At 36.7% G+C, this 26357-nt stretch carries 27 protein-coding genes, 14 tRNA genes and 1 riboswitch; of the genes, 31 read left to right on the top strand and 10 right to left on the bottom strand.

What is annotated here, in order from left to right; all coding sequences use genetic code 11:
• The first annotated feature begins 8 nt into the window (after nt 1–8).
• From P2Q73_RS16230 to P2Q73_RS16165, 14 genes are all read left to right on the top strand, one after another.
• A tRNA-Arg gene (locus tag P2Q73_RS16230) sits at nt 9–85 on the top strand.
• A gap of 6 nt (nt 86–91) precedes the next feature.
• Nucleotides 92–168: transfer RNA gene (locus tag P2Q73_RS16225), tRNA-Pro, on the top strand.
• A gap of 14 nt (nt 169–182) precedes the next feature.
• Nucleotides 183–258 (top strand) — tRNA-Ala (locus P2Q73_RS16220).
• A 23-nt stretch (nt 259–281) separates the two neighbouring features.
• Nucleotides 282–355: transfer RNA gene (locus P2Q73_RS16215), tRNA-Met, on the top strand.
• Between the two features lie 6 nt (nt 356–361).
• Nucleotides 362–438: transfer RNA gene (locus tag P2Q73_RS16210), tRNA-Ile, on the top strand.
• Between the two features lie 10 nt (nt 439–448).
• Nucleotides 449–541, top strand: a tRNA-Ser gene (locus tag P2Q73_RS16205).
• A 63-nt stretch (nt 542–604) separates the two neighbouring features.
• Nucleotides 605–681: transfer RNA gene (locus tag P2Q73_RS16200), tRNA-Met, on the top strand.
• A 3-nt stretch (nt 682–684) separates the two neighbouring features.
• Nucleotides 685–760 (top strand) — tRNA-Asp (locus P2Q73_RS16195).
• Nucleotides 761–1024: 264 nt separating this feature from the next.
• A tRNA-Phe gene (locus tag P2Q73_RS16190) sits at nt 1025–1100 on the top strand.
• Nucleotides 1101–1106: 6 nt separating this feature from the next.
• A tRNA-Gly gene (locus P2Q73_RS16185) sits at nt 1107–1180 on the top strand.
• 5 nt (nt 1181–1185) lie between these two features.
• Nucleotides 1186–1262: transfer RNA gene (locus tag P2Q73_RS16180), tRNA-Ile, on the top strand.
• 4 nt (nt 1263–1266) lie between these two features.
• Nucleotides 1267–1341, top strand: a tRNA-Asn gene (locus tag P2Q73_RS16175).
• Between the two features lie 6 nt (nt 1342–1347).
• Nucleotides 1348–1438, top strand: a tRNA-Ser gene (locus P2Q73_RS16170).
• Between the two features lie 7 nt (nt 1439–1445).
• Nucleotides 1446–1517: transfer RNA gene (locus P2Q73_RS16165), tRNA-Glu, on the top strand.
• A 190-nt stretch (nt 1518–1707) separates the two neighbouring features.
• Here P2Q73_RS16165 and P2Q73_RS16160 read toward each other — a convergent pair.
• The gene (locus tag P2Q73_RS16160) at nt 1708–2619 is read right to left on the bottom strand and encodes a 1,4-dihydroxy-2-naphthoate polyprenyltransferase (RefSeq protein ID WP_056832866.1); all 912 of its coding nucleotides are present in this window, start codon (nt 2617–2619) and stop codon (nt 1708–1710) included.
• Nucleotides 2620–2773: 154 nt separating this feature from the next.
• Here P2Q73_RS16160 and P2Q73_RS16155 point away from each other — a divergent pair, with 154 nt between their 5' ends.
• From P2Q73_RS16155 to P2Q73_RS16135, 5 genes are all read left to right on the top strand, one after another.
• Entirely contained in the window at nt 2774–4135 is a 1362-nt protein-coding gene (locus P2Q73_RS16155) for an isochorismate synthase (protein ID WP_275789101.1), read from the top strand.
• Nucleotides 4128–5837, top strand: coding sequence for a 2-succinyl-5-enolpyruvyl-6-hydroxy-3-cyclohexene-1-carboxylic-acid synthase (menD, locus tag P2Q73_RS16150; protein ID WP_275789099.1), 1710 nt, complete (start codon nt 4128–4130; stop codon nt 5835–5837). Before P2Q73_RS16155 ends, menD begins: the two co-directional genes overlap by 8 nt.
• Entirely contained in the window at nt 5828–6649 is an 822-nt protein-coding gene (menH, locus tag P2Q73_RS16145) for a 2-succinyl-6-hydroxy-2,4-cyclohexadiene-1-carboxylate synthase (protein ID WP_053588544.1), read from the top strand. The genes menD and menH overlap by 10 nt, the downstream gene beginning before the upstream one ends.
• A 2-nt stretch (nt 6650–6651) precedes the next feature.
• Complete coding sequence (menB, locus tag P2Q73_RS16140) at nt 6652–7470, top strand: 1,4-dihydroxy-2-naphthoyl-CoA synthase (RefSeq protein WP_053588545.1); 819 nt, start codon at nt 6652–6654, stop codon at nt 7468–7470.
• Between the two features lie 81 nt (nt 7471–7551).
• Nucleotides 7552–8979 carry an o-succinylbenzoate--CoA ligase gene (locus tag P2Q73_RS16135; protein WP_275789096.1) on the top strand — a complete coding sequence of 476 codons (1428 nt, stop codon included), beginning with the start codon at nt 7552–7554 and terminating at the stop codon, nt 8977–8979.
• Between the two features lie 78 nt (nt 8980–9057).
• On the opposite strand, the gene P2Q73_RS16130 is transcribed toward P2Q73_RS16135, so the two are convergent.
• The 3 genes from P2Q73_RS16130 to P2Q73_RS16120 all read right to left on the bottom strand — a co-directional run bounded on the left by P2Q73_RS16130 (nt 9058) and on the right by P2Q73_RS16120 (nt 10537).
• Nucleotides 9058–10077: a metal ABC transporter solute-binding protein, Zn/Mn family gene (locus P2Q73_RS16130; protein ID WP_275789094.1), complete on the bottom strand. Its 1020-nt coding sequence runs from the start codon at nt 10075–10077 to the stop codon at nt 9058–9060.
• Nucleotides 10078–10177: 100 nt separating this feature from the next.
• Entirely contained in the window at nt 10178–10411 is a 234-nt protein-coding gene (gene yidD / locus P2Q73_RS16125) for a membrane protein insertion efficiency factor YidD (protein WP_056832875.1), read from the bottom strand.
• Nucleotides 10412–10414: 3 nt separating this feature from the next.
• Entirely contained in the window at nt 10415–10537 is a 123-nt protein-coding gene (locus tag P2Q73_RS16120) for a hypothetical protein (protein ID WP_275789092.1), read from the bottom strand.
• 102 nt (nt 10538–10639) lie between these two features.
• Here P2Q73_RS16120 and P2Q73_RS16115 point away from each other — a divergent pair, with 102 nt between their 5' ends.
• The 8 genes from P2Q73_RS16115 to P2Q73_RS16080 all read left to right on the top strand — a co-directional run bounded on the left by P2Q73_RS16115 (nt 10640) and on the right by P2Q73_RS16080 (nt 14529).
• On the top strand, nt 10640–11089 hold the full coding sequence (locus P2Q73_RS16115) for a Dps family protein (RefSeq protein ID WP_053588549.1): 450 nt from the start codon (nt 10640–10642) through the stop codon (nt 11087–11089).
• 50 nt (nt 11090–11139) lie between these two features.
• Nucleotides 11140–11319, top strand: a complete 180-nt coding sequence (locus P2Q73_RS16110) for a YjfB family protein (RefSeq protein WP_053588550.1) — start codon at nt 11140–11142, stop codon at nt 11317–11319.
• A 73-nt stretch (nt 11320–11392) separates the two neighbouring features.
• A complete protein-coding gene (locus tag P2Q73_RS16105) occupies nt 11393–11725 on the top strand; it encodes a transposase (protein WP_231687515.1) in 333 nt (110 codons plus the stop codon).
• Nucleotides 11718–11888, top strand: a complete 171-nt coding sequence (locus tag P2Q73_RS16100) for a hypothetical protein (RefSeq protein WP_156316728.1) — start codon at nt 11718–11720, stop codon at nt 11886–11888. The genes P2Q73_RS16105 and P2Q73_RS16100 overlap by 8 nt, the downstream gene beginning before the upstream one ends.
• A gap of 83 nt (nt 11889–11971) precedes the next feature.
• Entirely contained in the window at nt 11972–12616 is a 645-nt protein-coding gene (locus P2Q73_RS16095) for a CPBP family intramembrane glutamic endopeptidase (RefSeq protein WP_231687516.1), read from the top strand.
• Nucleotides 12617–12818: 202 nt separating this feature from the next.
• Entirely contained in the window at nt 12819–13319 is a 501-nt protein-coding gene (locus tag P2Q73_RS16090) for an NUDIX domain-containing protein (RefSeq protein WP_345798854.1), read from the top strand.
• Nucleotides 13288–14076 carry an alpha/beta hydrolase family protein gene (locus P2Q73_RS16085; protein WP_275789088.1) on the top strand — a complete coding sequence of 263 codons (789 nt, stop codon included), beginning with the start codon at nt 13288–13290 and terminating at the stop codon, nt 14074–14076. The genes P2Q73_RS16090 and P2Q73_RS16085 overlap by 32 nt, the downstream gene beginning before the upstream one ends.
• A gap of 3 nt (nt 14077–14079) precedes the next feature.
• Nucleotides 14080–14529 (top strand): hypothetical protein, encoded by a 450-nt coding sequence (locus P2Q73_RS16080; protein ID WP_275789086.1) that lies wholly within the window; start codon nt 14080–14082, stop codon nt 14527–14529.
• A 79-nt stretch (nt 14530–14608) separates the two neighbouring features.
• On the opposite strand, the gene pckA is transcribed toward P2Q73_RS16080, so the two are convergent.
• Entirely contained in the window at nt 14609–16195 is a 1587-nt protein-coding gene (gene pckA / locus P2Q73_RS16075) for a phosphoenolpyruvate carboxykinase (ATP) (protein ID WP_275789084.1), read from the bottom strand.
• A gap of 195 nt (nt 16196–16390) precedes the next feature.
• A riboswitch (SAM riboswitch) is annotated at nt 16391–16504 on the top strand.
• Nucleotides 16505–16710: 206 nt separating this feature from the next.
• On the opposite strand from pckA, the gene metK reads away from it, so the two are divergent.
• On the top strand, nt 16711–17907 hold the full coding sequence (metK, locus tag P2Q73_RS16070) for a methionine adenosyltransferase (RefSeq protein ID WP_053588554.1): 1197 nt from the start codon (nt 16711–16713) through the stop codon (nt 17905–17907).
• Between the two features lie 60 nt (nt 17908–17967).
• On the opposite strand, the gene P2Q73_RS16065 is transcribed toward metK, so the two are convergent.
• On the bottom strand, nt 17968–18480 hold the full coding sequence (locus P2Q73_RS16065; protein ID WP_053588555.1) for a gamma carbonic anhydrase: 513 nt from the start codon (nt 18478–18480) through the stop codon (nt 17968–17970).
• A 112-nt stretch (nt 18481–18592) separates the two neighbouring features.
• On the opposite strand from P2Q73_RS16065, the gene P2Q73_RS16060 reads away from it, so the two are divergent.
• Nucleotides 18593–19384 (top strand): alpha/beta hydrolase, encoded by a 792-nt coding sequence (locus P2Q73_RS16060; protein ID WP_056832883.1) that lies wholly within the window; start codon nt 18593–18595, stop codon nt 19382–19384.
• Nucleotides 19385–19572: 188 nt separating this feature from the next.
• Nucleotides 19573–20895, top strand: coding sequence for an NAD-dependent malic enzyme (locus P2Q73_RS16055; protein WP_053588557.1), 1323 nt, complete (start codon nt 19573–19575; stop codon nt 20893–20895).
• 19 nt (nt 20896–20914) lie between these two features.
• Here the strand turns inward: P2Q73_RS16055 and P2Q73_RS16050 are convergent, their stop codons facing one another.
• The 4 genes from P2Q73_RS16050 to mnmL form a co-directional block, all read right to left on the bottom strand.
• On the bottom strand, nt 20915–21460 hold the full coding sequence (locus tag P2Q73_RS16050; RefSeq protein ID WP_371256580.1) for an isoprenylcysteine carboxyl methyltransferase family protein: 546 nt from the start codon (nt 21458–21460) through the stop codon (nt 20915–20917).
• A gap of 4 nt (nt 21461–21464) precedes the next feature.
• A complete protein-coding gene (locus tag P2Q73_RS16045) occupies nt 21465–22547 on the bottom strand; it encodes a type III polyketide synthase (protein ID WP_275789081.1) in 1083 nt (360 codons plus the stop codon).
• Between the two features lie 121 nt (nt 22548–22668).
• Entirely contained in the window at nt 22669–23238 is a 570-nt protein-coding gene (mnmM, locus tag P2Q73_RS16040) for a tRNA 5-(aminomethyl)-2-thiouridylate-methyltransferase MnmM (RefSeq protein WP_275789079.1), read from the bottom strand.
• A complete protein-coding gene (gene mnmL, locus P2Q73_RS16035) occupies nt 23235–24194 on the bottom strand; it encodes a tRNA modification radical SAM protein MnmL/YtqA (protein WP_275789077.1) in 960 nt (319 codons plus the stop codon). The genes mnmM and mnmL overlap by 4 nt, the downstream gene beginning before the upstream one ends.
• Before the next feature lie 120 nt (nt 24195–24314).
• Between mnmL and P2Q73_RS16030 the strand changes: the two genes are divergently transcribed.
• Nucleotides 24315–25490, top strand: a complete 1176-nt coding sequence (locus P2Q73_RS16030) for an MDR family MFS transporter (protein WP_056833072.1) — start codon at nt 24315–24317, stop codon at nt 25488–25490.
• Nucleotides 25491–26357: the final 867 nt, after the last annotated feature.

Here is a 26357-nt window from a genome sequence, read left to right as displayed (position 1 = left end):
AGATACATGCGCCCGTAGCTCAATTGGATAGAGCGTCTGACTACGGATCAGAAGGTTGTGGGTTCGACTCCTGCCGGGCGCGCCATATAGACGGGAAGTAGCTCAGCTTGGTAGAGCACTTGGTTTGGGACCAAGGGGTCGCAGGTTCGAATCCTGTCTTCCCGACCAGTATTTATTAATATGGGGCCTTAGCTCAGCTGGGAGAGCGCCTGCCTTGCACGCAGGAGGTCAGCGGTTCGATCCCGCTAGGCTCCACCATATTATAAAAGATTTAAAAACTTGGCGGCGTAGCTCAGCTGGCTAGAGCATTCGGTTCATACCCGAAAGGTCGTGGGTTCGACTCCCTCTGCCGCCATCTTAAGGACCTTTAGCTCAGTTGGTTAGAGCAGACGGCTCATAACCGTCCGGTCGCAGGTTCGAGTCCTGCAAGGTCCACCAACAATATTTCGGAGGAATACCCAAGTCTGGCTGAAGGGATCGGTCTTGAAAACCGACAGGCGGGTCAAACCGCGCGGGGGTTCGAATCCCTCTTCCTCCTCCATTTCCAAATTGTTGATGAAAGAATTAATTTCTTCATTCTACAAAACTTAATATATATTATTATCGCGGGGTGGAGCAGTTCGGTAGCTCGTCGGGCTCATAACCCGAAGGTCACAGGTTCAAATCCTGTCCCCGCAACCAAATGGTCCCGTGGTGTAGCGGTTAACATGCCTGCCTGTCACGCAGGAGATCGCCGGTTCGATCCCGGTCGGGACCGCCATTTAATAATTAAACTTAAAGATTTGAAATAAGCAAGTAGGTCTAGAAAGCAATTGAGTGAAGATAGGAACGTACTAAAGTACATAACTGACTGAACAAATACAGCTGACGAAGAGATACTAGCTTAGTGCAAATCGAATAGAGATTTAGGATAAGCAAGCAAATCGAGGAAGCAATCGAACGAAAGAAGGAGCGTACTAAAGTACGTGACTGAATGAGTGAGTGAAGCTGACAAAGAGTTGCGCGGCTTAGCATAAATCGAAGAGGCTCAGTAGCTCAGTCGGTAGAGCAAAGGACTGAAAATCCTTGTGTCGGCGGTTCGATTCCGTCCTGAGCCACCATTTAATGCGGGTGTAGTTTAGTGGTAAAACCTCAGCCTTCCAAGCTGATGATGAGAGTTCGATTCTCTTCACCCGCTCCAATAATGGGCCTATAGCTCAGCTGGTTAGAGCGCACGCCTGATAAGCGTGAGGTCGATGGTTCGAGTCCATTTAGGCCCACCATTATTCCGAAGTAGCTCAGTGGTAGAGCAATCGGCTGTTAACCGATCGGTCGTAGGTTCGAGTCCTACCTTCGGAGCCATCATATGGGGAAGTACTCAAGTGGCTGAAGAGGCGCCCCTGCTAAGGGTGTAGGTCGGGCAACCGGCGCGAGGGTTCAAATCCCTCCTTCTCCGCCATATGTTTGGCCCCTTGGTCAAGCGGTTAAGACACCGCCCTTTCACGGCGGTAACACGGGTTCGAATCCCGTAGGGGTCATATTAAAAAGCATGTTTCCAATTCGGAATCATGCTTTTTTTTGTATATTTTTGTTTAATAACTATTTCTTTATTCTTTTCTAACTTACACAAAAGAAAATAGGATTCATTTATATCCTTTTTAATTATTTTGTAGTGGGCAATAAAAAAGCAAGGAAGTGTATAAACTTCCTTGCCTATTTTTGTTTTGCTTAGATGAAATAACCTATTAATAAGCCAATTCCAAGTAAGAAAACAAAAATTGTATTTGTAAGTGCTGTATCTTTCATTGCTAAACCAACTTCAAGTGGGTTTTCTTTCTCTCTAAAAAGTTTTATGGCATGTATTGGTTTCTTCAAACTTAATAGGACTAATAAAGCCCAAGGAGTAACATCTTGTAGAATAACTAACACAACAATCCAAAGGTAGGACACAAGAAAGAAAGATGTTAAAATAGTAATCGCATTTTTTCTTCCTACGAGGATAGCCATTGTTTTTCTGCCACCTTTTTTGTCTTCAACAATATCTCGAATATTGTTAGATAGCATAATTGCAGCTACAAGCAATGCACTTGGTATCGATAATAGGATCGCAGAGTTTGGTACAGAACCTACTTGAATGAAAGTAGATATTAGTACTATTAGCATTCCCATAACAATACCACTAAAAAGTTCTCCAAATGGGGTGTACGCTATCGGATAAGGTCCGCCAGTATATAAATATCCAATTAGCATACTGATTCCACCAACGACTAGTAACATCCAGGAAGATTCGTAGCATATATATATACCTAGTAAAGCTGCAAGTCCATATAACATTAATGCAAGTTGCAAAACAGTTTTAGGCTTTACACCATTTCGGACTATTGCTCCTCCAATCCCGATGGATTCCTCACTGTCTAATCCTCGTACAAAATCATAATATTCGTTAAACATATTGGTAGCAGCCTGTATAAAAAGACAAGCGAATAACATTGCTAAAAAAATAAGCCAGTTAATATTTGTGTAATAAAGTGCAATCATCGTTCCTAAAAATACAGGAGCAAATGAAGCTGTTAATGTATGGGGTCTTGTTAATTTCCACCAAATTCGCCAACCTCTATCGGCTTGAAGTTCATGAGACATAGGTTTTTCTCTCCTTTTAAAGAATCAACCTCAATTTTAGCATATATTCATTGCTAAATGTGTGCCGAAAACGGTAGAAAGTTGTATGATTAAGGGTAGAGTAATTTAATAGATAATGAATGCATCATAAGGTTATTTAACGGAGGTAATATTTATGCCGAACACCACCGGTCAACAGAAAACAACATTACGTTTTTATACAGAAACTATCGAAGTATCAAGATTGTCAGCTCATGCTTTTTTCGAGGCGGGAGATGAAAGCTATAAAGGAAAGCGATTTTTCTGGCAAAATAAAGAGAAGTCTTTTACATTAGTCGGTTTAGGACATGCTCATATACTTACTAATGAACTAGAAGATACTAGATATACGGATATCGCTACTAAATGGAAAGAGTTATGTGAGACTTCATTAAAAGAGAAAATTGACGTTTCTCCTATTCTATTTGGTGCTTTCTCTTTTGATCCTAAAAATAACATTTCATCTGAGTGGGATACATTCCCATCTAGTTTTTTTGCTGTTCCAACATTTCAGCTTGTAATTAAAAATGAACAAGCATTTGTAAGTGTTCATTATATTACAGAGGAAGAAGATAGTATGGAGCCCTTTGAGCAATTACGGATGGAACGTGATGCTTTGATTCATACTGCACAGGTAAAAGAACTAAAAGTTCATGAAAAGCCTCATTTAATTGGACGTGAAGACCGATTAAAAAATGAATATTTGCAAGCTGTAGAGAAAGTAACAAATCAAATTCGGAACAACGAAGTTAATAAGGTAGTAATAGGTCGTTCTCTAAAGCTTACCTTTGATAAAAACTTCTCCTCTTCCACAGCAATTTATAATGCATCATTAGAGCAACCAGAAAGTTATTTATTTGGATTAGAGAAGGATGATAAAATCTTTTTAGGAGCTACACCAGAGAGATTAGTAAAAGTAGAAAGTGGCCACGTATTATCAGCAGGACTTGCTGGTTCTGTTAGACGTGGTAAAAATTCGATGGAAGACAAACAACTAGGCGAAGGCTTATTGGCAGATAGCAAAAACCTTGGAGAACATCAATTTGTTGTTGAGATGATTCGAAAAGTGTTTAATCAATATTGTGAAGATGTTAGGATTCCATCAAGGCCAAAATTAATGAAAATTAGAGATATACAGCACTTATTTACTCCAATTGAAGGGAAAGTAAAAAAAGGAGTATCCCTATTTGAATTTGTTGAGGCGTTGCATCCTACACCTGCATTAGGTGGGGAACCTCGAAAAGAGGCAGTAGAAATTATTAGAGAAGCGGAAAAGATGAATCGTGGTTATTACGCAGCACCTATTGGATGGATCAATACAGATGGTGATGGAGAATTCGCGGTTGGTATCCGATCAGCATTAATAGAAAATGATCAGGCTTATCTATTTGCAGGCGGTGGAATTGTTGCAGAGTCATCTTCTATAGAGGAATTTGAAGAAACTCGTGTGAAGTTTCGACCAATGCTTCGAACACTTGGAGGAAACATGAATGAATAACAGCAACTATTTAACAGCTTATGTAAATCATTTTGTAGAAACAGTGAAACAGTCGGGTGTTAAAGACGTTGTTATTTGTCCCGGCTCTAGATCAACTCCGTTGGCATATGGCTTTGCGAAAAGTGAAGGATTTGAGTTCTATCGTCAAATTGATGAAAGATCTGCTGCATTCTTTGCTTTAGGAATTGCAAAAGCAAAGAAATCCCCAGTCGTATTACTTTGCACATCGGGAACTGCAGCAGCGAACTTCTTTCCAGCAATTGTGGAAGCTTATTATGCACGAATCCCTTTGTTAGTTATTACAGCTGACAGACCACATGAATTAAGAGAAGTTGGTGCTCCTCAAGCGATTGATCAAATCCATTTGTTTGGAAAGCATGTGAAATGGACAGTTGACTTTCCGATACCAGAGGCAGATGAAGAAAGTTTGCCCTTTATCGAACGTCATATTCAACGGGCGATTACTACTTCAAAAGCTTTTCCGATGGGTCCCGTGCATATTAATGTTCCATTTCGTGAGCCACTACTGATTAATATGGAGCAGCAACAACCCTTAACTCAGATTAGTCAGTCCGAGGTGGGGCAGCTTGTCCCTAGTCAACAATTTATTTCTTGGTATAAAGAGCAGTTGCAAAAAGAAGACAAAGGATTATTCATTGTTGGTGATTCACTTCCTACAACCGAAGGATTTTGGGAATTTGCTAGAACAGTTCAATGGCCAGTTTTAGCAGATCCGTTATCTAATTTACGAAGTTCAGTTCCAGAGGATTGTATGCATTTATGTATCGATCAATATGATGCGCTATTAAAGGATAATTCCTTTAAAAAATACGCGGCACCAAATATAGTCATTCGTTTTGGTGCACAGCCTGTTTCAAAACCATTGACACAATTTTTAAAGGCATGTAAACCAAACGTATTCATCGCAGTAGATGAAAGTTCTGTTTTCCGCGACTCCCTACATATTGTGACACAGCATGTGCAAGTCGGTGCAGCTACCTTATGGAATCCAATTGAAGAAAAACAAGCTTCTACTTACTTAAAAGATTGGTCAAAAGCAAATGACATTGCAACAAAACATGTACAAGCTTATTTGGAAACAGAAGAAGACGAAGGTGCACTCGCTGCCACATTGTTTGAAGTATTATCAGATGGCGATTTTTTATTTGCAAGTAGTAGCATGCCAATTCGAGATGTAGATACCTTTTACAATAAAACAACGAAGGATATTCAAATATATGCAAATAGAGGGACTAACGGGATAGACGGTGTAGTTTCTACTGCTTTAGGGGTATATGCAGCTACTAAACGTCCTGGATATTTGCTAATTGGCGATTTAGCTTTTTTACATGATGTAAATGGGTTAATCGTAAGTAGGTTCCAAAAAACGGATCTAACTGTTGTAGTGATGAACAATGATGGGGGAGGTATTTTCTCTTATTTGCCACAATCAACAGAAACAAATTATTTTGAGCACTTATTTGGAACACCTACGGGTCTTAAATTCTCACATATTGCAGCTATGTATGATGCACAATATGATGCTGTACATACAAAAGAAGACTTCCATAAGGTGTTAAGTGAGCAAAAACGAAAAGATATTCGGATTATTGAAGTATTTACAAATCGTCAAGTGAATACAGAAACACACAGAAAGCTATGGACTGCTATTTCGAAGGAGTTAGACTCAGTTTGGAATTAATAAACTTAACTATACGAAATATTAGCATGCAAATAAAACGGTATAATTCGGGAGCAAAAAATAAGGTAGTTTTTCTTCATGGGTTTACTGGCTCTAGTGATACTTGGGAAGAAGTAATTACTTGTCTGCCAACATCTATGGACATCCTTACAGTTGACCTAATAGGTCACGGTCAAACATCAAAGCCAACTGATTTTGAACGCTATTATGTGGAAGAACAAATAGAGGACTTACACAGCCTATTTAAACAAATAAATTGGACTCATTTTACACTCGTTGGCTACTCTATGGGTGGTCGTTTAGCGCTTGCGTATGCAGCTAAATATCCAGTGTATAAATTGATACTTGAAAGTAGCTCACCAGGATTAGAATCTAAGGAAGAACGAATAAAAAGAAAGCAGGCAGATGAGATACTTGCGGAAAGAATAATAAATGAAGGAATTAGATCTTTTGTTGATTATTGGGAGAGTATTCCTTTGTTTCATTCACAAAGGTCTTTGTCTCTTGGAAAACAGATGAAAATTCGCGAAGAGAGATTAGCAGGATCCAAAACAGGTCTCTCGAATAGTTTAAGGGGATTTAGTACAGGAGTGCAGCCTTCCTATTGGAATAAGTTAAAAGAGCTGAAAAATCCAACTGTGCTGCTTACTGGAGAGTTTGATCAAAAGTTTTATGAAATAGCAAAAAAAATGCAAAAAATACTTCCAAATAGTGCTCACAAGCAGGTTAATAATGTTGGACATGCAATTCATGTGGAAAAACCTGAATTGTTTGCTACAATAGTAAAGGATATTATTTTAAAGGAGGAATAAAAATGACTCGTGAATGGACAACATTACATACATATGAAGACATTAAGTATGAATTCTATAATGGAATCGCTAAAGTGACGATCAATCGTCCTGAAGTACGAAATGCGTTTCGACCAAAAACAGTTATGGAGCTTATTGATGCTTTCTCACGTGCTCGTGATGACAAAAATATTGGTGTTATTATTTTGACTGGTGAGGGTGAGCACGCGTTCTGTTCAGGTGGGGACCAAAAAGTCCGCGGACATGGCGGATACGTGGGAGAAGACGAAATTCCTCGTTTAAATGTTTTGGATTTACAGCGTTTAATTCGTGTCATTCCAAAGCCAGTAGTAGCAATGGTAGCGGGATATGCAATTGGTGGAGGTCATGTATTACACGTAGTTTGTGACTTGACTATTGCAGCTGACAATGCAAGATTTGGTCAAACAGGACCTAGAGTTGGTTCTTTTGATGCTGGTTATGGTTCTGGCTATTTAGCACGTATTGTTGGACATAAAAAGGCTCGTGAAATTTGGTATTTATGTCGTCAATACGATGCACAGCAAGCGCTTGATATGGGCTTAGTAAACACTGTAGTCCCATATGCACAATTAGAGGATGAAACGGTTCAATGGTGTGAGGAAATGCTTGAAATGAGTCCTACTGCACTTCGTTTCTTGAAAGCTGCTATGAATGCAGATACAGATGGTCTAGCAGGTCTGCAACAAATGGCAGGAGATGCTACACTTCTTTACTACACAACAGATGAAGCAAAAGAAGGTCGCGATGCTTTTAAAGAAAAACGTAAACCTGATTTTGGTCAATTCCCTCGTTTTCCATGATTTTTTAATGGAAAAAATGTTAGCAATGAAGCTGTCCTACTTTAGGGCAGCTTTTTTCTCTAAAGGAGATGAAGGTAAAAAATGTACCCAAATTTATTATTAAAACGTGCAAGCTTGACCCCAAATCGAATCGCACTAAGCTTTGGGGAGCAAGAATGGACATTTGCTCAATTGAATGAGGAGGCAACTTTATTTGCCAAACGACTACATTCTAAAGGTGTATTACCTGGAATGAGAGTAGCAATCTTAGCATCCTCTAGTGCTCAGTTAGTAATTGTTTTACATAGTTGTATGCAGCTTGGTTGTGAGCTAGTTCTGCTGAATGAACGTTTAACTGAGGAAGAATTAAGCTATCAATTACAAGATAGTAAAGCTGAATTTTTATTAGTTGATTCTTTTGACAAAAGAAATCTTTTTCATGTAAACAAGCTTTCCTTTACAGAGGTTGAAAGTGTAGAAGGAGTTTCGTTCAACTTAGAAACTGAGTGGCCAAAAGATCGCACCGTAACCATTATGTATACTTCAGGTACTACAGGCAAACCAAAAGGGGTACGACAATCGCTTGATAATCATGTAATGAGTGCTACTGGATCCGCATTAAATTTAGGTGTACAACCAAATGATTGTTGGTTATGTACAGTTCCATTATTTCATATTAGTGGCTTCTCTATTTTAATGAGATCAGTTTTGTATGGTATGACTGTCCGTCTTCATACTAAATTCGATGCAGAAAAAGCAGTAGAGGAAATCTTAGGTGGGATAGTTACGGGAATGTCTCTTGTAGCTGTAATGCTCGAAAGAATAATTACCGTACTAGAAGAGAAAGATTTATCTTTCCCAAGTACTTTTAAATCAATGCTTGTTGGTGGTGGACCAGTACCTTTAAATTATTTAGAAAGAGCAATTGAACGGAACATTCCAGTTCTTCAAACATATGGTATGACCGAAACAGCCTCTCAAACAACAACTCTTTCATGCGAGGATGCTATTCGTAAATTAGGATCAGCCGGTAAACCATTGTTCTTTGCGGACGTCCGAATAGATGGGGAAGAAAACATCGGTGAGATTTGTATTAAAGGCCCCCATGTAACAAGAGGATATGTCGGAGCTTCAGAATCGAAAAATCCATTAGTTAATGGGTGGCTTCATACTGGAGATGTTGGATATATTGATGATGAAGGATATTTGTTTGTTTTGGATCGTCGTTCTGATTTAATCATATCTGGTGGTGAAAATATATATCCAGCAGAAGTAGAGCAGGCTCTAATAGAACATCCAGCAGTAAGAGCAGCGGGTGTTACAGGAAAACGAGATGATAAATGGGGACAAGTTCCAATAGCATTTGTAGTTTTAAAAGAGAACGTGACTGAGGACGAATTAAAAGATTTCATGAAGACGCAAATTGCTTCCTATAAACAACCGGTGGATTACTACTTTGTCGAGCATTTACCTCGAAATGCCTCGAATAAGTTAATGCGTAGAGAGCTGATGAAGCTTATCATCGATTAAATAAAAAATGGAAACAAGCTCCTTGTCTTATTGAATTATAAAAGCCCAAAGAATTTTAAAATTTCTTTGGGCTTATTATTATTGTAAAGCAGTTCTCAATGTTTCTAGATTTTTGTTCATTAATGTGAAGTAGGTTTCCTTGTTTTTAATATCTTCTTTGGATAGTACACCTAAATTGTGTAATACTAAGCTTTTAGCTCCAACTTCTTGTTGAATTACTTCCGTTAGCTTGGATGAGACATTTTGTTCAAACAATATATACGATATGTTTTTAGCCTTTGCAATGTCAATTATTTCTGTAAGCTCTTTTTGAGAAGGTTCGTCTTGTGAATTAAGACCAGCAACTGCTACTTGCTCTAAATCATAGGTATTTGCAATATAACCAAATGCTGAGTGTGAAACGAAAAATGTCTTGTTCGGTGAATTTTGTGCCATTTCACTAAAATCTGCATCCAATTGTTGTAACTCTGCAATCAATTCCTCGTAATTATTTTCAAAAGCATCTTTTTGTGAAGGAGCAGCTTCTATAAGAGAATCTTTTATAGAAAGAGCAAGATTTTGACTTATTTTTGGAGAAATCCATACATGAGGATCTACCCCGCCATGATCGTGATCTTCGTGACCCTCTTCCGTATGCTCACTTGTTTCTTCCGATCCTTCGTCATGCTCGCTATGATGGTCTTCGTCCGTTGTTTCCTCATGCTCGCTATGAGATGCATCTAATTGATCGTCCGAAACTGCATCAATCGTTGCTACCATTTTAACATTCTCGTTTGCTAAAGTTTTTTTGGCATTCTCCACAAATCCTTCTAAACCTAGTCCTATATAGAAAAATAAGTCCGCATCCGCAAGTGACATCATATCTTGTTGAGTAGGTTCAAATGTATGTTCATTGGCACCAGCAGGATATATCGAGGACACAGAGACTGCATCTCCACCAATTCTTTCAGCAAAATATTGAAGAGGATAAACGGTCGTATAAATTTGTATTTCCTCGTTCTTTTCTTGAGTTGTTGCTTCTTCGACTTTATTATTACCGCAAGCTGCTGTAAATAAAATCAGTAGAACTATAAAAAATAGTAGAAGTGTCTTTTTCATTTGGTCATCTCCTAAATAGTAATGATTACGTTTTAATATTTTTGAACTTTTTAATCTTACAAGACAATATAAATAAAAGCAAGAAAAAAAACCTTTGAAGTTATTTTTTCTTCAAAGGCCATTCATCTGGAACAGGATCAATACCACCTTCATGAAATGGGTGACATTTAGATATTCTTTTTACAGTCAAGTATCCACCCTTAATTGCTCCATGCTTTTGTACAGCTTCTACACCATAATGAGAACATGTTGGATAAAATCGGCAATTTGGTCCTGTCATAGGAGAGATAAACTTTTGATAGAAACGAAAAATTCCAATGATAATATATTTCATGACTTATTCAGCATCCTTAGGTTGTGCATTAATACCAGTTGGCTTTTCATTCATCGCTATTTTATATAAAAAGATAAATCCGAATATACTCAATATAATTGCGCAACCTAAAATCCAAAATACCATATTATTTTCACTCCAATGTACTATTCATTATGTTTATTGTAAGTAATTGAGTGGTATATGAAAAGTGATTACAACTATTTGTCTAAGGAGAGTGTCGAAATTATGTCAGCAGCACTAAATAAAGAATTAAATAAACAAGTAGCAACTTGGTCGGTGATGTATACCAAATTACACAACTTTCATTGGTATGTAAAAGGGCCATCCTTTTTTACTTTACACGCAAAATTTGAAGAGCTTTACAATGAAGCAACGCTTAATATGGATGAAATTGCAGAGCGTCTTTTAACTCTAGGTGGTAATCCAGTTGCAACGTTAAAAGAACATTTAGAGCTTTCAGATGTAAAGGAAGCTACTAACCAGGAATCTGCCGATCAAATGGTAGAAGCAGTAGTAGCTGATTTTGATAAAATTATGAAGTCTCTAAAAAAAGGGATGGAAGAGGCAGCGAAAGATGAGGATGACATGACTGAAGATATTTTAAATGCTATTTACCAAAAAATCGAAAAACATCAATGGATGCTAAATGCATTTTTAGGTGATTCAAATAAATAAACTTTTTACTAAAGTTTCCGATATTAAACTTGTAAAAAGGAGGAATGATTATGGATATTAATTCCATTATGTCTTCACAGTTAATGGAGCTACAACAAACGGTTCAAATGAGCGTGTTGAAAAATGCTTTGAATATGGAAACAGTAGCTGCTGTAGGACTTTTAGAAAACATGCCTCAAACTTCTGCTCCACATCCTTATAAAGGGTCTGTTGTAGATATTCAAGTTTAATAAAAAAACATGTACCCAAGTGGTGCATGTTTTTTTTATTTGGAGACATACTTAACAAAAAGGATGTGTGCAAATGGATTTGAAGAAAGTGTATGTTTCAGTTTCACACCGGAAAGTTTATATTTATCCGGATGAATCTCCATGGGAATATGAAATAGTAGCGGATCGTGAAATAATTCCTGTATTTCAAAAGCTTTTTGAGCAATTAAGTGATGCAGAAATGAGTAACTTTTGGAGAGCACATATTCCAATAAGATTATATCATTTAGATAAAGAAAATGATGAGTATGATATAAGAATGAAGAAATTATATGCGCTGATTCATGAATTTAGCAATGAAGAATCAAGATCACTAATTGAGTCACTTCCATATTTTAATGAAAGTAGGAGAGTATTCGTTGAGTAGAAAAAGTGGTTATATCAAACGCAAAGGCAATGAAAATAATACGAACTATCGTAATGTGAGTTCCCTATTGAACCAATCGCCTCAACTTAAATCGAAACAAAATATTGCACAAAATAGAGAAGAAGGAAATGAACATTATAAACTAGACCAACAATCGGAATAAGAAGCGAAAAGACTTAGCAGGAAGCTAAGTCTTTTTTCATATTTATGCTAACATAGTTAAATAAGGATACACTGGGAGGGCCTATGATAAAACAAATAATATTATTGATTGCTCCAACGATTATGATTTTCCTTGGGCTTGCTGTATTAAATAATGTTTTAATCACTTTTTTTCTTTTTTATGGGTGGTTATTGTTTGTTCCTCTAATTATCAGATTTTGGGATAAAAAAAGCAGATATCGTGTAATGCTACCACTAACCAAAAAGAATATTGTAGTAGGGCTTATTAGCGGTTTAGTGTGTTTATTTTCCATCTATAGTTTTGTATCTTATTTTCCAGTTATCGATATTACACATTTGAAGAGTTTGTTGGAAAAATGGGACTTTGTAGGAGCAAAGGTTATTTTATTTGTGCTAGTGTTAGTACTAATCAATCCTTTTTTAGAAGAATTTTATTGGAGAGAATTTATCTATTCTCGATTATTGGATAGAGTAGGCAATATTATGTCTATATTCATTCCCTCCTTTTTCTACAGCTTATATCATTTAATCATTGTAATAGAAATTTTTACTTTTCCTTTTAATGTGTTAGCAATACTCCCCGTTTTTTTAGCAGGCTGTATGTGGGGAATATTTCGATTTAAATTAAATTCTTTAACAGCACCAATTATCAGTCATAGTTTAGCTGATATAGGAATCATGCTCGGATATTGGTCTATTATCAATTAATTATTACGGTTAAATAGAGAACATGGATGTAAGCTCGACATACGAAACGTATGTAAATTCAGAGAATCAGTAGGTTCCCGGTACCTATCCTTTTCATCAACATTACACGTTTGCGATGAGCTTTGCACAGTACCGTTTAATAGCTTGGCATATCAACAATGAAGAATAACTAGGCGTAAAAAAAGACTTAGTAGTGAGGGAAATGATGATAATTTCTTTTAAAGATTTAAATGGAATTCAAGTGGATTTGTCTTTTGAAAAAAATACTTTCTCTATTGAAGCTCGACATGTTTTAGTGTTAGCAAAACATCAAAAAAAATGGCTATTAACAAAGCATCCAAAGAGGGGTTTAGAGTTTCCTGGAGGAAAAGTGGAAGGGAACGAATCTATACTAGAAGCTGCTATAAGAGAAACTTGGGAAGAGACAAATGTGGAGATAATAAATGTAGAATGGTTGGCAGAATACCTTGTACATGATGAGAAACCATTTTGTAAGGCAGTGTTTATTGCAGAGGTTGGGTATATTGAAGAGAAGAGACCAAATTTCGAAACTGACGGTGCTCTTTGGTTAAGTACAGATGATTTTTTACATAATAATAATAATAATAATAATTTAAGCTTTCACATGAGAGATGCTGGTATGAAGGCGATATTAGAAAAGGTGAGCGCGCTTGAAGGAAAATGGAACAATCGAGAGAATTAAAAGTTATCCATCACCAAATCCGCGTATTAAGCTATCTGAAATTACTTATTGGTCCTGCGGGTATCGGGTAAAAGGAATGCTTGCGGAGCCTATAAAAAATGGTTCTTACGAGGGTATTTTATATTGTAGGGGCGGTATGCAAAGTATAGGAATGGTAAGACCAGCCAGAATTGCACAAATTGCCTCTGAAGGTTTTGTCGTATTCGCTCCTTATTACCGTGGAAACCGAGGAGGGGAAGGAAGAGATGAATTTGCTGGCGAGGATCGGTGGGATGCAGTTTATGCAGTAGATGTTTTAAAGCAGTTTTGTCTTATAAATCGAATTCACTTATTTGCCTTTTCAAGAGGTGGTATTATGGCTCTTTGGATTGCAATTTTACGAAATGATATTACTTCCCTTGTAACATGGTCTGGTGTTTCAGATATTTTTTTAACCTATGATGAACGAACCGACATGAGACGAATGATGAAGCGTGTTATAGGAGGTACACCGACTAAAAACGTAGAAGCATACGAAAATCGTAATGCCCTTGCACATATTAATGAAATAAAAGCAGCATCGCTAATCATTCACGGTAAAAAGGATTTGAATGTATCATTTGAACATGCGAAGGTTTTAGAAGAAGCGTTATTAGGGAATGATAAGGTTGTAGAGACATGGTATTTTCACGACTTCACGCATTTCTTTCCAAGTAAAGTCAATCGACAAGTGGTGAAGGATGCTTGTATGTGGATGAAAATGCAGAAAGGGGTTTAATAGATGGGGAACATTGTCGTATCTATTGAAACAACAAGTACAAATGATAAATCTTCGTTCGCAACTAATACGAGTTTTTGGACAGATCTTTGGGATAATTATACTTCGGATTTTCAGGAAGTTGTCATTCATTGTTGGAAAGAAGAATTAGCTTCGATTGAAGAACTAAGTGCCAGAGCTATTTCGGTAATGGATGAAGGATTAATGAAGGTATTAACAATTAATCTGAATGAGGATAATCGACTTTTTTTGAGAAGTCATTCAATTGATGTAAATGGCGGCTTGAAATGGTTTGCTATGTTCTTTCACGTAGACGGTGATGAACAGTTAGAGATAAGTCATTATGGATCAGAAATCATATTGTATAAGGTAGACGAAGAAGAGGCGAAGAATTTTATATCCATCTTTTCTCCTTCGGTTATAACGCATTATTATGATGATTATGCAGACTAAAAAAGAGGATGTCACCATATGAATGGGACATCCTCTTTATTCTTTGGAAAACTACATTAAGCAGCTTTGCACTTTTTTATTATGCTAAAGGTCCACCTTTTAGCGTGATATCTTCCGATACAGTTCCAAACTTTTTAAAGTTTTCACGGAACGCTTGAGCAAGCTCGCTAGCTTTTTGGTCGTATGCAGCTTTATCTTCCCATGCATTACGTGGTACTAATACTTCAGAAGGAACACCTTCTACTTGTGTAGGAATTGATAAGCCAAATACTGCGTCAGTTTCTGTTTCTACTTCATTTAGCTTACCTTCAATTGCAGCACGAACCATTGTACGTGTGTAAGAAAGCTTCATACGACTTCCAACACCGTATTCTCCACCAGTCCAGCCAGTGTTTACTAAAAATACTTGTGCACCGTGTTCATCGATTTTCTTCCCAAGCATTTCAGCATAAACAGTTGCATGCAATGGTAGGAATGGAGAACCGAAGCAAGTTGAGAAAGCTGGTTGTGGAGAAGTTATTCCACGCTCAGTACCTGCTAATTTAGACGTGAATCCACTTAGGAAGTGGTACATTGCTTGTTCTTTCGTTAATTTACTGATTGGAGGCAATACGCCGAAAGCATCAGCAGTTAAGAAAATAATTGTATTTGGGTGACCAGCTACAGATGGGTCTACTATATTTTCTATATTTTGGATTGGGTAAGCAGCACGTGTATTCTCAGTTAAAGAATTATCGGCATAATTAGCAATACGTGTTTCTGCATCTACTACGACGTTTTCTAAAACCGTTCCAAATGTAATCGCGTCAAAAATTTGAGGCTCATTTTCGCGAGTTAGGTCGATACATTTAGCGTAGCATCCACCTTCAATGTTAAATACTCCATTATCAGACCAACCGTGTTCGTCATCACCGATTAATTTACGTCCTGCATCTGCAGAAAGTGTTGTTTTTCCTGTTCCTGAAAGACCAAAGAATAATGCTACATCACCATCTTCACCAACGTTTGCAGAACAGTGCATAGGTAAAATGTTTGCTTCTGGCAGTAAATAGTTCATAATAGAGAATATAGATTTTTTCATTTCTCCAGCATATTCAGTACCACCGATTAATACAATGCGTTTTTCCATTGAAACGATAATAAATGTTTCTGATTTTGTACCGTCCACTGCTGGATTTGCTTTAAAGTTAGGTGCACTGACAATTGTGAAATCTGCTTTATGGGTTGTCAGTTCTTCTTCTGAAGGACGAATGAATAACTGATGGGCAAATAGATTGTGCCAAGCATATTCATTTATTACTTGAATTCCTATGCGTGAATCCTTATCCGCACCTGCAAATCCTTTGAACACAAATAGTTCATCTTGTGTTGCAAGGTAGTCTGTTACTTTTTTATAGAGTGACTCGAAAATTTCAGAAGAAATTGGTTGGTTTACAGGACCCCAATCGATTTTGTCTCTTGATATAGGTTCATCTACAATGTACTTATCTTGTGGAGAACGACCTGTATATTTACCTGTTTCTGCTTTCACTGCTCCTGTAGATGTTAAAACAGCCTCACCTCTTGATGTTGCTTTTTCCACAAGTTGCGGCACTGATAACTGAATGTGTACATTCTCTCCAGCTAACAATTCGTTCAGTTCACTCACAGTATCGATTGAATTCATATTGGTATACCATCCTTTTTATTGTTTTCCCTAAAAAAATAAAGGGATATAGCATTCATATGTGAATTAGTATAACACATTTAACTTAATAGTCTATACTAATGGATTGATTATTTTTTGTTTGTGAATAAATTGTCAACAAATAAATATTGACTTCTCGTTACAACTTACGTATGATGGTAAATTGAACGGATACTCTTATCCCGAGCTGGTGGAGGGGTCAGGCCCTATGAAACCCGGCAACCTGTAATTTTTTTATTGCAAAGGTGCCCAACCTGAGACAAGGTGAGATTCCTTGATTGATAAGAGTGAAAGGTGCTTATGATATTAATAGCCTTTCCTCATGTAATCAAACGTGAGTGAGAGGTTTTTTTTATAACATCGCCCTTTATCCTTGTGTGCCAAGTCCGAAACGGCTTCAAGTTTAATCTATTTGATTTGAAATGGCTTGACATGGGAATGAGTACCGTATCAATTCTTGAGAGAGATCTCGCAGGATATAGGAGGAATATTCTATGACACAACGCAGATTATTTACATCTGAATCAGTTACAGAAGGGCATCCAGATAAAATTTGTGATCAAATTTCTGATGCAATTCTAGATGCAATTCTTACGGAAGATCCAAACGCACGTGTTGCTTGTGAAACAACAGTGACTACAGGGTTAGTATTAGTTGCAGGGGAAATTACAACATCCACTTATGTTGATATTCCAAAAGTTGTACGTTCAACTATTAAAGAAATCGGCTATACTCGTGCAAAATATGGTTTTGACTCTGAAACTTCTGCAGTATTAACTTCTATAGATGAGCAATCAGCTGATATTGCTCAAGGGGTTGACCAAGCTTTAGAGGCACGTGAAGGATCTATGACAGATTCTGATATTGAAGCAATTGGAGCAGGAGACCAAGGTTTAATGTTTGGTTACGCGTGTAATGAAACACCTGAACTTATGCCACTTCCAATTAGTTTAGCTCATCAGTTGGCTCGTCGTTTAGCAGACGTTCGTAAAGACGAAACTTTAGACTATTTACGTCCAGATGGTAAAACACAAGTAACTGTGGAGTATGATGAAAATAACAATCCTGTTCATATAGATACAATTGTTATTTCGACTCAGCATCACCCAGAAGTAACGTTAGAACAAATTCAAAAAGATTTAAAAGAAGTAGTTATCAATCCAATTGTTCCTGCTAATTTAATTGATGAAAATACTAAATATTTCATTAACCCAACTGGTCGTTTCGTAATTGGTGGACCACAAGGGGATGCAGGTTTAACAGGTCGTAAAATTATTGTAGATACTTACGGTGGATATGCTCGTCATGGAGGCGGTGCGTTCTCTGGTAAAGATCCAACAAAAGTAGACCGTTCTGCAGCATATGCAGCTCGTTACGTTGCAAAAAATATTGTTGCAGCAGGACTTGCAGATCGTTGTGAAGTACAACTTGCCTATGCAATTGGTGTAGCACAACCTGTATCAATCGCAGTAGACACATTTGGTACTGGGAAAGTAGAAGAGGCAAAATTAGTTTCACATATTCGTGAATTGTTTGACCTTCGTCCAGCTGGTATTATTAAAATGCTAGACCTTCGTCGTCCTATTTACAAGCAAACAGCTGCGTATGGACATTTTGGTCGTACTGACATTGATGCACCATGGGAAAGAACAGATAAAGCAGATTTGTTAAGACAAAAAGCTGGTTTATAAGAAATAATAAAGAAGAGGCTTCCTGTTATAGGATAGCCTCTTTTTTAAAGAAAATTAGTTTTATTTTTGAAGTGATTTATAATACTGCCCTTTTTCTACGTATTCACGAATAATACGTTGCACATCTTCTTTGTCTTCCTCAGATAGCTCCCGAACAACTTTTGCAGGACTACCTATGGCAAGTGAATTAGGAGGAATTTTCTTACCTTGGGTTACTAAACTTCCAGCACCGATAAATGCACCTTCACCGATCTCAGCTCCATCCAAAATAATAGAGCCCATTCCAACCAAAGCACCTTTTCGAATAGTACAGCTATGTAACGTAACTTGGTGTCCAATTGTCACTTCATCTTCAATAACAAGAGGGTTATTAGGACTTTGATGCAAACAACATAAATCTTGGATACTCACTCTTCGTCCAATAATCGTAGGAGCAACGTCCCCTCTGATTACCGTATTAAACCAAATTGTAGACTCTTGTCCGATTGTCACATCGCCTGTAATTGTGACATAATCAGCAATAAATGCAGATTCATCTATTGTTGGATATTTGCCTTTAAATGGATAAATCAATATGCTCACGCTCCTTATGTAAATAGAATATAATTAATGTTATCAAATGAAGAAAAATAATCAAATAATTGAAGTAGACATTCGGTACAAAACAAAACAAGAGGTGATGTTCATGTGGAAATGGGAAGCAGAAGAAAAACCTAAAGCAGTAATTGTCATTGTTCATAGTGCATATGAACATCATAGAAGATATGCTTGGTTAATTGAAAAGTTTAGAAGTTCTAACTGTCATATTGTAATGGGAGACTTACCAGGACATGGTGAACAGACAAGAGGAAAAAAAATACATAATGAATCTTTTGAACAATATAAAGAATATATAACGCTTGCTTTACAAGTAGCCGTTACTTATAATTTACCAATTTTTATTCTTGGCCATGGACTTGGAGCAACCCTGCTTATTAAAGTGCTACACAAATTACAAATAGAATATGCTGGTGTCATTTTAACGTCTCCTTGGTTGCAATTAAAGAAACAGCCATCTAAATGGACAAATGCACTGGCAAAATTACCAGTACAACAAAAGATTAACCATGATATTCAGCTAAAGGAATTAACGAGAAACTATGATATTTATCAACAATTTATTGATGATCCTACTTACCATACGATCGTTTCGAATGATTGGTACATAGAACTCCAATTACTTATGAAAAGTATTTTACAATCAACGGAATCAGTACCGAATGTTCCGTTATTATTAATGACTGCTGAAAGAGATAAGATTGCAGATATCACATATACTGCAGCGTGGTTTAAAAAGCAAGAGCTATCTGAGTATCAATATAAGTCATGGAAAAATTGCTTTCATGATTTGCATCAAGAACCTGAAAGGGAAGAGATTTTTGAGTATTCTCATGCCTTTATAAATAATGTTCTAAGATCCATTGGTTATATTGTATGACTATAAATAATTCAATTTAACAGTAATATAATGAGAATTTTTAGGGTTTAGAAGTGTAATATAAAATTGGTTGAGATGCTATTACAAAGGAATATACTAATCAATGAAACCTTTCGTATATTTATTACGAATAAAAGATATTTATGTTATAATTTATGATTGAATGAGAGAAAGTAAGGAGAATTTACATGCAAAACCAACATATTATACGAAACTTCATTGTTGAAACATCTTCTAGACCGGGTAATTTTGCAAAAGTAGCAACTGCAATTGGAATGGCAGAAGGAGATATTGGTGATATTACGACGTTAAAGAGCGGTGCTTTAACAACTGTTCGTGATATTTCTATCACTTTTAAATCGGAAGAACAATTGCAACAAGTTATTTCTAATATTGAAGCCATTGGAAATGGTGTTAAGATACATGCTGTTACTGATGATGTACTGAAAGCTCATGAAGGCGGAAAAATCGCGATGAAGAGTCAGCTGGATGTACGATCATTAGGAGATTTACAAAGAATTTATACACCTGGTGTAGCGAGTGTTTGTATGGAAATTGTACATAATCCAGAGAAAGCAAATTATTTTACATCCATTGGAAGCTCAGTAGCTATCGTTACGGATGGTACAGCTATCTTAGGTCTAGGTAATATTGGTTCAGTAGCCGGTATGCCTGTAATGGAAGGGAAAGCCGTGTTATTAGATCAGTTTGTTGGTTTAAGTGGAATACCTATTCTATTAAATACAAGTGATCCAGATGAAATCGTTGAAACTGTAAAGCATATACATCAAGGATTTGGAGCAATATTACTAGAAGATATTGGTTCTCCTCATTGCTTCGAAATAGAAGAACGTCTTAAAGCGGAACTTCCTATTCCGGTAATGCATGATGATCAGCATGGTACTGCTGTTGTGGCACTTGCTGCAATATTATCTGCATGCAAAGCAACAGGAGTTGATCCTAAAACTGCGGTAATTGGTCAAGTTGGACTAGGTGCTGCAGGGTTGGCTATCTGTCGTATGCTAATGGCTTATGGTGTAGAAGAAGTGTACGGTTTAGATAGACAAGAAGAAGCTCAAAATCGATTGGTTAATTATGGTGGACAAACGATTGCTTCATTAGAAGAGATGATGGAGACTTGTGATATTATCATTGCAACTACTGGAGTTTCAGGATTGATTAAGCCAGAAATGGTAAGAAAGGGTCAAATAATTTTAGCTCTATCTAATCCAAATCCAGAGATCTTGCCATCTGCTGCAATAGCAGCAGGAGCAGCCTTCGCAGCAGACGGACGCTCAGTTAATAATGTTATTGGCTTCCCAGGGATATTTAAAGGAGCTTTAGATGCAGGTGCAAAGGAAATTACATACACGATGTTAATTGCAGCAGCACAAGCTATTGTGAGCCATACCAAACCTGGTGAGTTAATACCAAACCCTCTAGATCCTATGGTGCATCATTTAGTAGCTAGAGCAGTAGAAGAAGCAGCAAATAATGAAATGAATAGATAAATAAAAAGAAGATTTCAGTTTAAGACGCTGAAATCTTCTTTTTAAATTCTTCATTATAATTAGTAGCTTCACTTAAAGCTTTTTCTTCCAAAGGTATTCGAACGGATAGCATAGCAAGATTTAGAAGAGTAAAACAAAGAGCGGTCATATAAGCTTGAAACATTAGTGGTAGTAGCACAATTTCAATACACACAACCACATAATTTGGATGTTTGATAAAAAGATATGGACCCTTAGAAACAACACGTGCTCCAGGCAGAATAATGATTTTCGTATTCCAAAAAGTACCTAAAGTTGTTAAACACCAAATACGTAAACCTTGTACAAATAAAAAAATTAGAAGAAATAAAGGGAATAGAGGAGAAATGCCTCGCTCAAAAATTAGAACTTCTGCAATCAAGCTAACAAAAAAGCTGACGTGAAGAGCTACCATATATGGATAATGAGCAGCACCTACTTCATATGCACCTTGTGCAAGCATCTTTTTTTCATTTTGTTTAGCTATAAATACTTCCGTTATTCTTTGAATGATTACTAGTGAAATAATAATGTAAAATAACAGCATGTTGTTAATCACTCCAATTTAGTAAGACTGCTTCCCCACAAAAACCAGGTCCAAGAGCTACTAATAATCCCATTTCATCCTTCTGATGATCTTTTAACATAAATTGCTCTAAGACATAAAGCACAGTAGGAGAAGACATGTTACCGTGTTTTTTTAATACATCACGTGAAATAGCTGTTTGATTTTCCTCGAGTTGAAGTGTTTCCTCGTATGCATGCAATACCTTTTTTCCACCAGGATGAGCAATAAAGTTCTTAAGCTGGTCTACTGAAATTTGTTGTTCCTCCATAAATTCATGAATGAATGGACCGAGCCAGCTTGAAATGATAGAAGGTATACTCTTTGAGAAAACAACATGTAATCCATTATTTTTAATATCCCATCCCATTACATTTTCGGAATCAGGCATCCACTTAGAGGCAGTATATATAATAGAAGGTACTCGTTTCTGCGTGTTCAATAATACTTCATCACCACAAACTAATACACAAGCAGCTCCGTCAGCAAAAAGAGAAGCACCTATTAGATTACTTTTAGAATAATCATTAGGCTGAAAAGTGAGGCTACATAATTCCACACAAACAACTAGCACTTTTGCTTTAGGATGAGCTTTACAATAATCAAATGCTCTACTAACTCCTGAAGCTCCACCAGCACAACCTAGCCCCCATATCGGAATCCGTTTAGTTCGGTCAGAAAATGGAAGATGATTCATCACTCGAGCGTCGATACTTGGGGTAGATATGCCAGTACTACTTACAAATATGATTGCATCTATTTCATCTGGCTTAAGAGAATCTTTTAAAAAAGAAGTATTACTTAGGCAAGCTTGGATTACTTCAACACTATATTTTGTCGCTAGCTCAATATAAAGATTATTTCTTTCTTCAAAGGTGTGCTCTTTCTGATGCCATTCTAACGGTACACAAAAATAGCGGGTATCTATGTCTCCATTTTCAAAAACTTTTAATAATCTATCTAATTGTGCAATTTTATCTTGAAACAATTCTTTTGTTAATTGTTCAATATTGGATTGCTCCAAAGCATATGGAGGATTATATGTACTAATAGAAGCGATTTTAGGCATGGGATTCTCCTTTATAAATTGATCAGAAAAAACTATTAACAATATTCTTTCCGTACGCCTAGGCTTTTTCTAATTAGTTTCTCCATGCTCTTTCAAAATATGCAAAGTAATGACAGAGAATTTAAGATGTTTTCATCTTTTCTATAGCGATGATAAAAGGTGGGTTATTTTGTTGATTTAAAAACTGATAGCATAGCACATGGACGTAGGATTGAGGTAATTGTTTAACATAATTTGTAATTGCATCTTTTTCTTCTTTACCACCAGCATGTCCGTGATAAACAACTAATACAATTAAACCTCCTATTTTCAACAATTCTAAGAGAGATTCCATAGCTAGAATTGTGGAGTTTCCTTTTGTCACGATATGATGATTGCTGCCAGGTAAGTATCCGAGATTGAAAATGGCAGCTGAAACTTCCTTTTGAACATAGGTTGAAACATGTTCATGACCATCTAATATTAAAGTAGTTCTGGACTTTAAATTTGCTTCGACTAATTTCTGCTCTGTTGACTTTAAAGCCTCAGATTGTACATCAAATGCATAAACATGCCCAGTTTCTCCTACCAATTCTGCTAAATATAAAGTGTCATGCCCGTTTCCTGCAGTTGCATCTACTACGTAATCTCCGGGCTTAATGACAGATGCCAATAAATCTTTTGCAAATGGTAAAACTCTTTTTAATTTCATTTCATAACACCAGTCTCTTGATAATATTTTCCCTGATAACTTTCACGCTTAGCTAATTCTGCATCTATTCCATTTAAAACATCCCATTTGTTTACGCTCCACATCGGTCCAATCATTAAGTCAATAGGACCGTCACCAGTGATTCGCTGTACTACCATTTTAGGAGGTAAAATTTCTAATTGATCTGCTACGAGTTGAATATACGCATCTCGTTCCATAAATTCTAGTTTGCCTTTTTCGTATTGTTTCACCATAGGTGTTCCTTTAAGTAAATGTAATAAATGAATTTTTATACCTTGGACATCAAGCTTAGATACTGCTTTAGCAGTTTCCATCATCATATCTCTATCTTCCAAAGGTAATCCATTGATAATATGGGTACATATTTGAATGCCATGTTTTCTTAATTTATTTACCCCTTCTACATAAGTTGGATAATCGTGAGCTCGATTGACTAAATTAGCGGTTCTTTCATGTACAGTTTGAAGACCAAGTTCTATCCATAAAAAAGTGCGTTTATTTAGTTCAGCTAGATATTCGACAACATCATCAGGTAAGCAGTCTGGTCTTGTTGCAATGGAAATCCCAACAACGCCTTCTAAGGCAAGGGCAGCTTCAAATTTTTCTTTTAAAACAGGCAATGGAGCGTGGGTATTTGTATATGCTTGAAAATAAGCAATGTATTTTCCAGCTTTCCATTTTTCGTGCATTTTAGCTTTTATTTTTTCAAACTGCACAGGAATAGGATCGACTTTATTACCTGCAAAGTCACCACTACCTGCAACGCTACAAAACGTACAGCCGCCATATGCAACAGTGCCATCTCTATTTGGACAATCAAACCCTGCATCTAAAGCTACTTTGAAAATTTTCTGGTTAAATGTATTTCGTAAATAGCGATTCCATGTATAATATCTTTTCCCATCAGAAGGAAAAGGAAATTGATATTCGGTCATTTTGACTCCTCCTTAAAGGATTATTTTATCATGTCTTTGGTAAGTTTGTTGCAACATCTTGAAGTGCCATCTGAAAAGGAATACAATGTTCAGAGTGCAAGGAGAAATGAGGTGTTATTATTGCCAAAAGTAGTGTGGCTTTTAATTGTTGGAATGTTTATTAATACGACTGGAAATTCTTTTTTGTGGCCATTACATACGATTTATATGCATGATCATTTGGGGCAATCTTTAACTGTTGCTGGATTTGTTCTTATGATAAATGCTGGAACTGGTGTTATTGGTAATCTATTAGGAGGATACTTGTTTGATCGTATTGGTGGATATAAATCTATCGTTTTCGGTATTATATTATCCATTATTCCTTTAATACTATTAACATTTTGGCACGGTTGGCCAGAATATATTTGGTTCGTAGCCATTTTAGGTTTTAGTGGAGGTATTATATTTCCCAGCATGTATGCATTGGTTGGAAGTGTATGGCCAGAAGGGGGAAGAAAAGCGTTTAACGCAATTTATCTGGCTCAAAATTTAGGGGTCGCTATAGGACCGGCAATAGCGGGTTTAGTAGCAGATCGTAATATAAATAATATCTTTCTAGCTAATTTGCTAACATATGTATTATTTTTATTTATCGCTCTATTCTTTTATCGTAATATGTCAGCATCATCTAATAAGCATGTAGCTGTTTTGAATGAACAAAAGAAAATCAATCAAAAAGCGCCTTTTTATGCAATGATGATTATAACTGTTGGTTATATGTTAACATGGATTGTTTATGTTCAATGGACTTCGACGATTTCTACATATGTGCTCGATTTAGGTATAACATTAAAACAATATAGCTTATTATGGACAATAAATGGTGCGCTTATTATTGCGGGTCAACCTCTTATTAAACCAATTATTAAGAGATTGGAAAACAAGATTAAAGCACAAATGATTTTAGGAATAGTTATTTTCATGGGATCATTTGTAGTAGTTGCATTTGCTGAAAGCTACGCTATGTTTATTACTGCTATGGTTATATTGACTATTGGAGAAATGTTCGTTTGGCCAGCCGTACCAACACTTGCTGATAAGTTAGCTCCGAAAGGTAGAGAAGGTTTTTATCAAGGAATTGTTAATAGTATGGCGACAATAGGTAGAATGATAGGACCTTTCATCGGAGGTATTTTGGTAGAAGCTTATGGCACACCAGCGATGATTCTAATTCTAACGAGCTTGATGGTCTTTGCGATAGTTACAAGTCTACTTTATGATCTTCCTCTTAAAAAGGTAGCGGATAATGAATAAAGAAAAACACCGTTTCCACGGTGTTTTTTTATTTGATGATTCTTAAATTGCGGAACATATGTAGTAGTTAAATATATTATGTTTTAAAGCAAATGAAAGATTTCATACACGGATGTGCGCTAGCCGCACGCTACGCAAGAGCCTCCGCAGGATGAGTCGCTCCTTCGTCGCTCGCCCATCCTTTACGGGGTTTCATTCTTCGCGCTCCAGCGGCTTGTAAGGCGCACATCCTGGACATTATCCGATAAGATATACAAATCTATGAAAAAGTAAGCCTTCATTCTATTCTCAGATAATTGTTTATCAATGAAATAGAGTTTGAAACAATTTAAAGGATTATTAATTAATAAGATTATAAATAGAAACTTCTTTATTCATTGAATAGCAGACACTGGCCAGCGCGAATGCCAATAGATAAGTAGTATTCCCTTTTGACAAAAGTTAAATTAATCTTCTAATTACAGAGTAGAACTCGTATGTGCGCTAGCCGCACGCTACGCATGAGCCTCCGCAGGATGAGTCGCTCCTTCATTTAAAGTATTATTTTTTAACAATCTAATAATAAAATCTACATTTTTTATCTAGAGGATACACTGGCAATCGCGCCTTACCAGCCGCATGACGTGCCGTATGAGACAGATGGATGCGCTTGCGCATACAGCGGCTCATGCGGACGTGCGGCCAGCGTGAATGCCACTAGATAAGTAGTATTCCTAATTAAGCTTTGGGTGGAAAAGGGTTATGAATTTACAAGATGACTCTCTTCTTTTTCAATAGTGAGAATTAGATAATCAAGCAAGGGAATTGATTAATTGTCTAACTTTTGAGATTATAAGACAGAAGTTGTTTCCAAGAAGGAGGGGAAAA

It is taken from the genome of Bacillus sp. Cr_A10 (genome assembly GCF_029222665.1).
Classification (GTDB): Bacteria; Bacillota; Bacilli; order Bacillales_A; family Planococcaceae; genus Psychrobacillus.
Note: the sequence above shows the minus strand (reverse complement) of the source record. Positions and strands in the feature narration are given on the sequence as shown.

What these genes read in the sequence shown, in the direction of transcription:
- P2Q73_RS16160 (WP_056832866.1), bottom strand. Translation starts at nt 2,619, where the DNA reads ATGTCTCATGAACTTCAAGCCGATAGAGGTTGGCGAATTTGGTGGAAA.
- P2Q73_RS16155 (WP_275789101.1), top strand. Translation starts at nt 2,774, where the DNA reads ATGCCGAACACCACCGGTCAACAGAAAACAACATTACGTTTTTATACA.
- menD (WP_275789099.1), top strand. Translation starts at nt 4,128, where the DNA reads ATGAATAACAGCAACTATTTAACAGCTTATGTAAATCATTTTGTAGAA.
- menB (WP_053588545.1), top strand. Translation starts at nt 6,652, where the DNA reads ATGACTCGTGAATGGACAACATTACATACATATGAAGACATTAAGTAT.
- P2Q73_RS16135 (WP_275789096.1), top strand. Translation starts at nt 7,552, where the DNA reads ATGTACCCAAATTTATTATTAAAACGTGCAAGCTTGACCCCAAATCGA.
- P2Q73_RS16130 (WP_275789094.1), bottom strand. Translation starts at nt 10,077, where the DNA reads ATGAAAAAGACACTTCTACTATTTTTTATAGTTCTACTGATTTTATTT.
- yidD (WP_056832875.1), bottom strand. Translation starts at nt 10,411, where the DNA reads ATGAAATATATTATCATTGGAATTTTTCGTTTCTATCAAAAGTTTATC.
- P2Q73_RS16120 (WP_275789092.1), bottom strand. Translation starts at nt 10,537, where the DNA reads ATGGTATTTTGGATTTTAGGTTGCGCAATTATATTGAGTATATTCGGA.
- P2Q73_RS16115 (WP_053588549.1), top strand. Translation starts at nt 10,640, where the DNA reads ATGTCAGCAGCACTAAATAAAGAATTAAATAAACAAGTAGCAACTTGG.
- P2Q73_RS16110 (WP_053588550.1), top strand. Translation starts at nt 11,140, where the DNA reads ATGGATATTAATTCCATTATGTCTTCACAGTTAATGGAGCTACAACAA.
- P2Q73_RS16105 (WP_231687515.1), top strand. Translation starts at nt 11,393, where the DNA reads ATGGATTTGAAGAAAGTGTATGTTTCAGTTTCACACCGGAAAGTTTAT.
- P2Q73_RS16095 (WP_231687516.1), top strand. Translation starts at nt 11,972, where the DNA reads ATGATAAAACAAATAATATTATTGATTGCTCCAACGATTATGATTTTC.
- P2Q73_RS16090 (WP_345798854.1), top strand. Translation starts at nt 12,819, where the DNA reads ATGATGATAATTTCTTTTAAAGATTTAAATGGAATTCAAGTGGATTTG.
- P2Q73_RS16080 (WP_275789086.1), top strand. Translation starts at nt 14,080, where the DNA reads ATGGGGAACATTGTCGTATCTATTGAAACAACAAGTACAAATGATAAA.
- pckA (WP_275789084.1), bottom strand. Translation starts at nt 16,195, where the DNA reads ATGAATTCAATCGATACTGTGAGTGAACTGAACGAATTGTTAGCTGGA.
- metK (WP_053588554.1), top strand. Translation starts at nt 16,711, where the DNA reads ATGACACAACGCAGATTATTTACATCTGAATCAGTTACAGAAGGGCAT.
- P2Q73_RS16060 (WP_056832883.1), top strand. Translation starts at nt 18,593, where the DNA reads ATGTGGAAATGGGAAGCAGAAGAAAAACCTAAAGCAGTAATTGTCATT.
- P2Q73_RS16055 (WP_053588557.1), top strand. Translation starts at nt 19,573, where the DNA reads ATGCAAAACCAACATATTATACGAAACTTCATTGTTGAAACATCTTCT.
- P2Q73_RS16050 (WP_371256580.1), bottom strand. Translation starts at nt 21,460, where the DNA reads ATGCTGTTATTTTACATTATTATTTCACTAGTAATCATTCAAAGAATA.
- P2Q73_RS16045 (WP_275789081.1), bottom strand. Translation starts at nt 22,547, where the DNA reads ATGCCTAAAATCGCTTCTATTAGTACATATAATCCTCCATATGCTTTG.
- mnmM (WP_275789079.1), bottom strand. Translation starts at nt 23,238, where the DNA reads ATGAAATTAAAAAGAGTTTTACCATTTGCAAAAGATTTATTGGCATCT.
- mnmL (WP_275789077.1), bottom strand. Translation starts at nt 24,194, where the DNA reads ATGACCGAATATCAATTTCCTTTTCCTTCTGATGGGAAAAGATATTAT.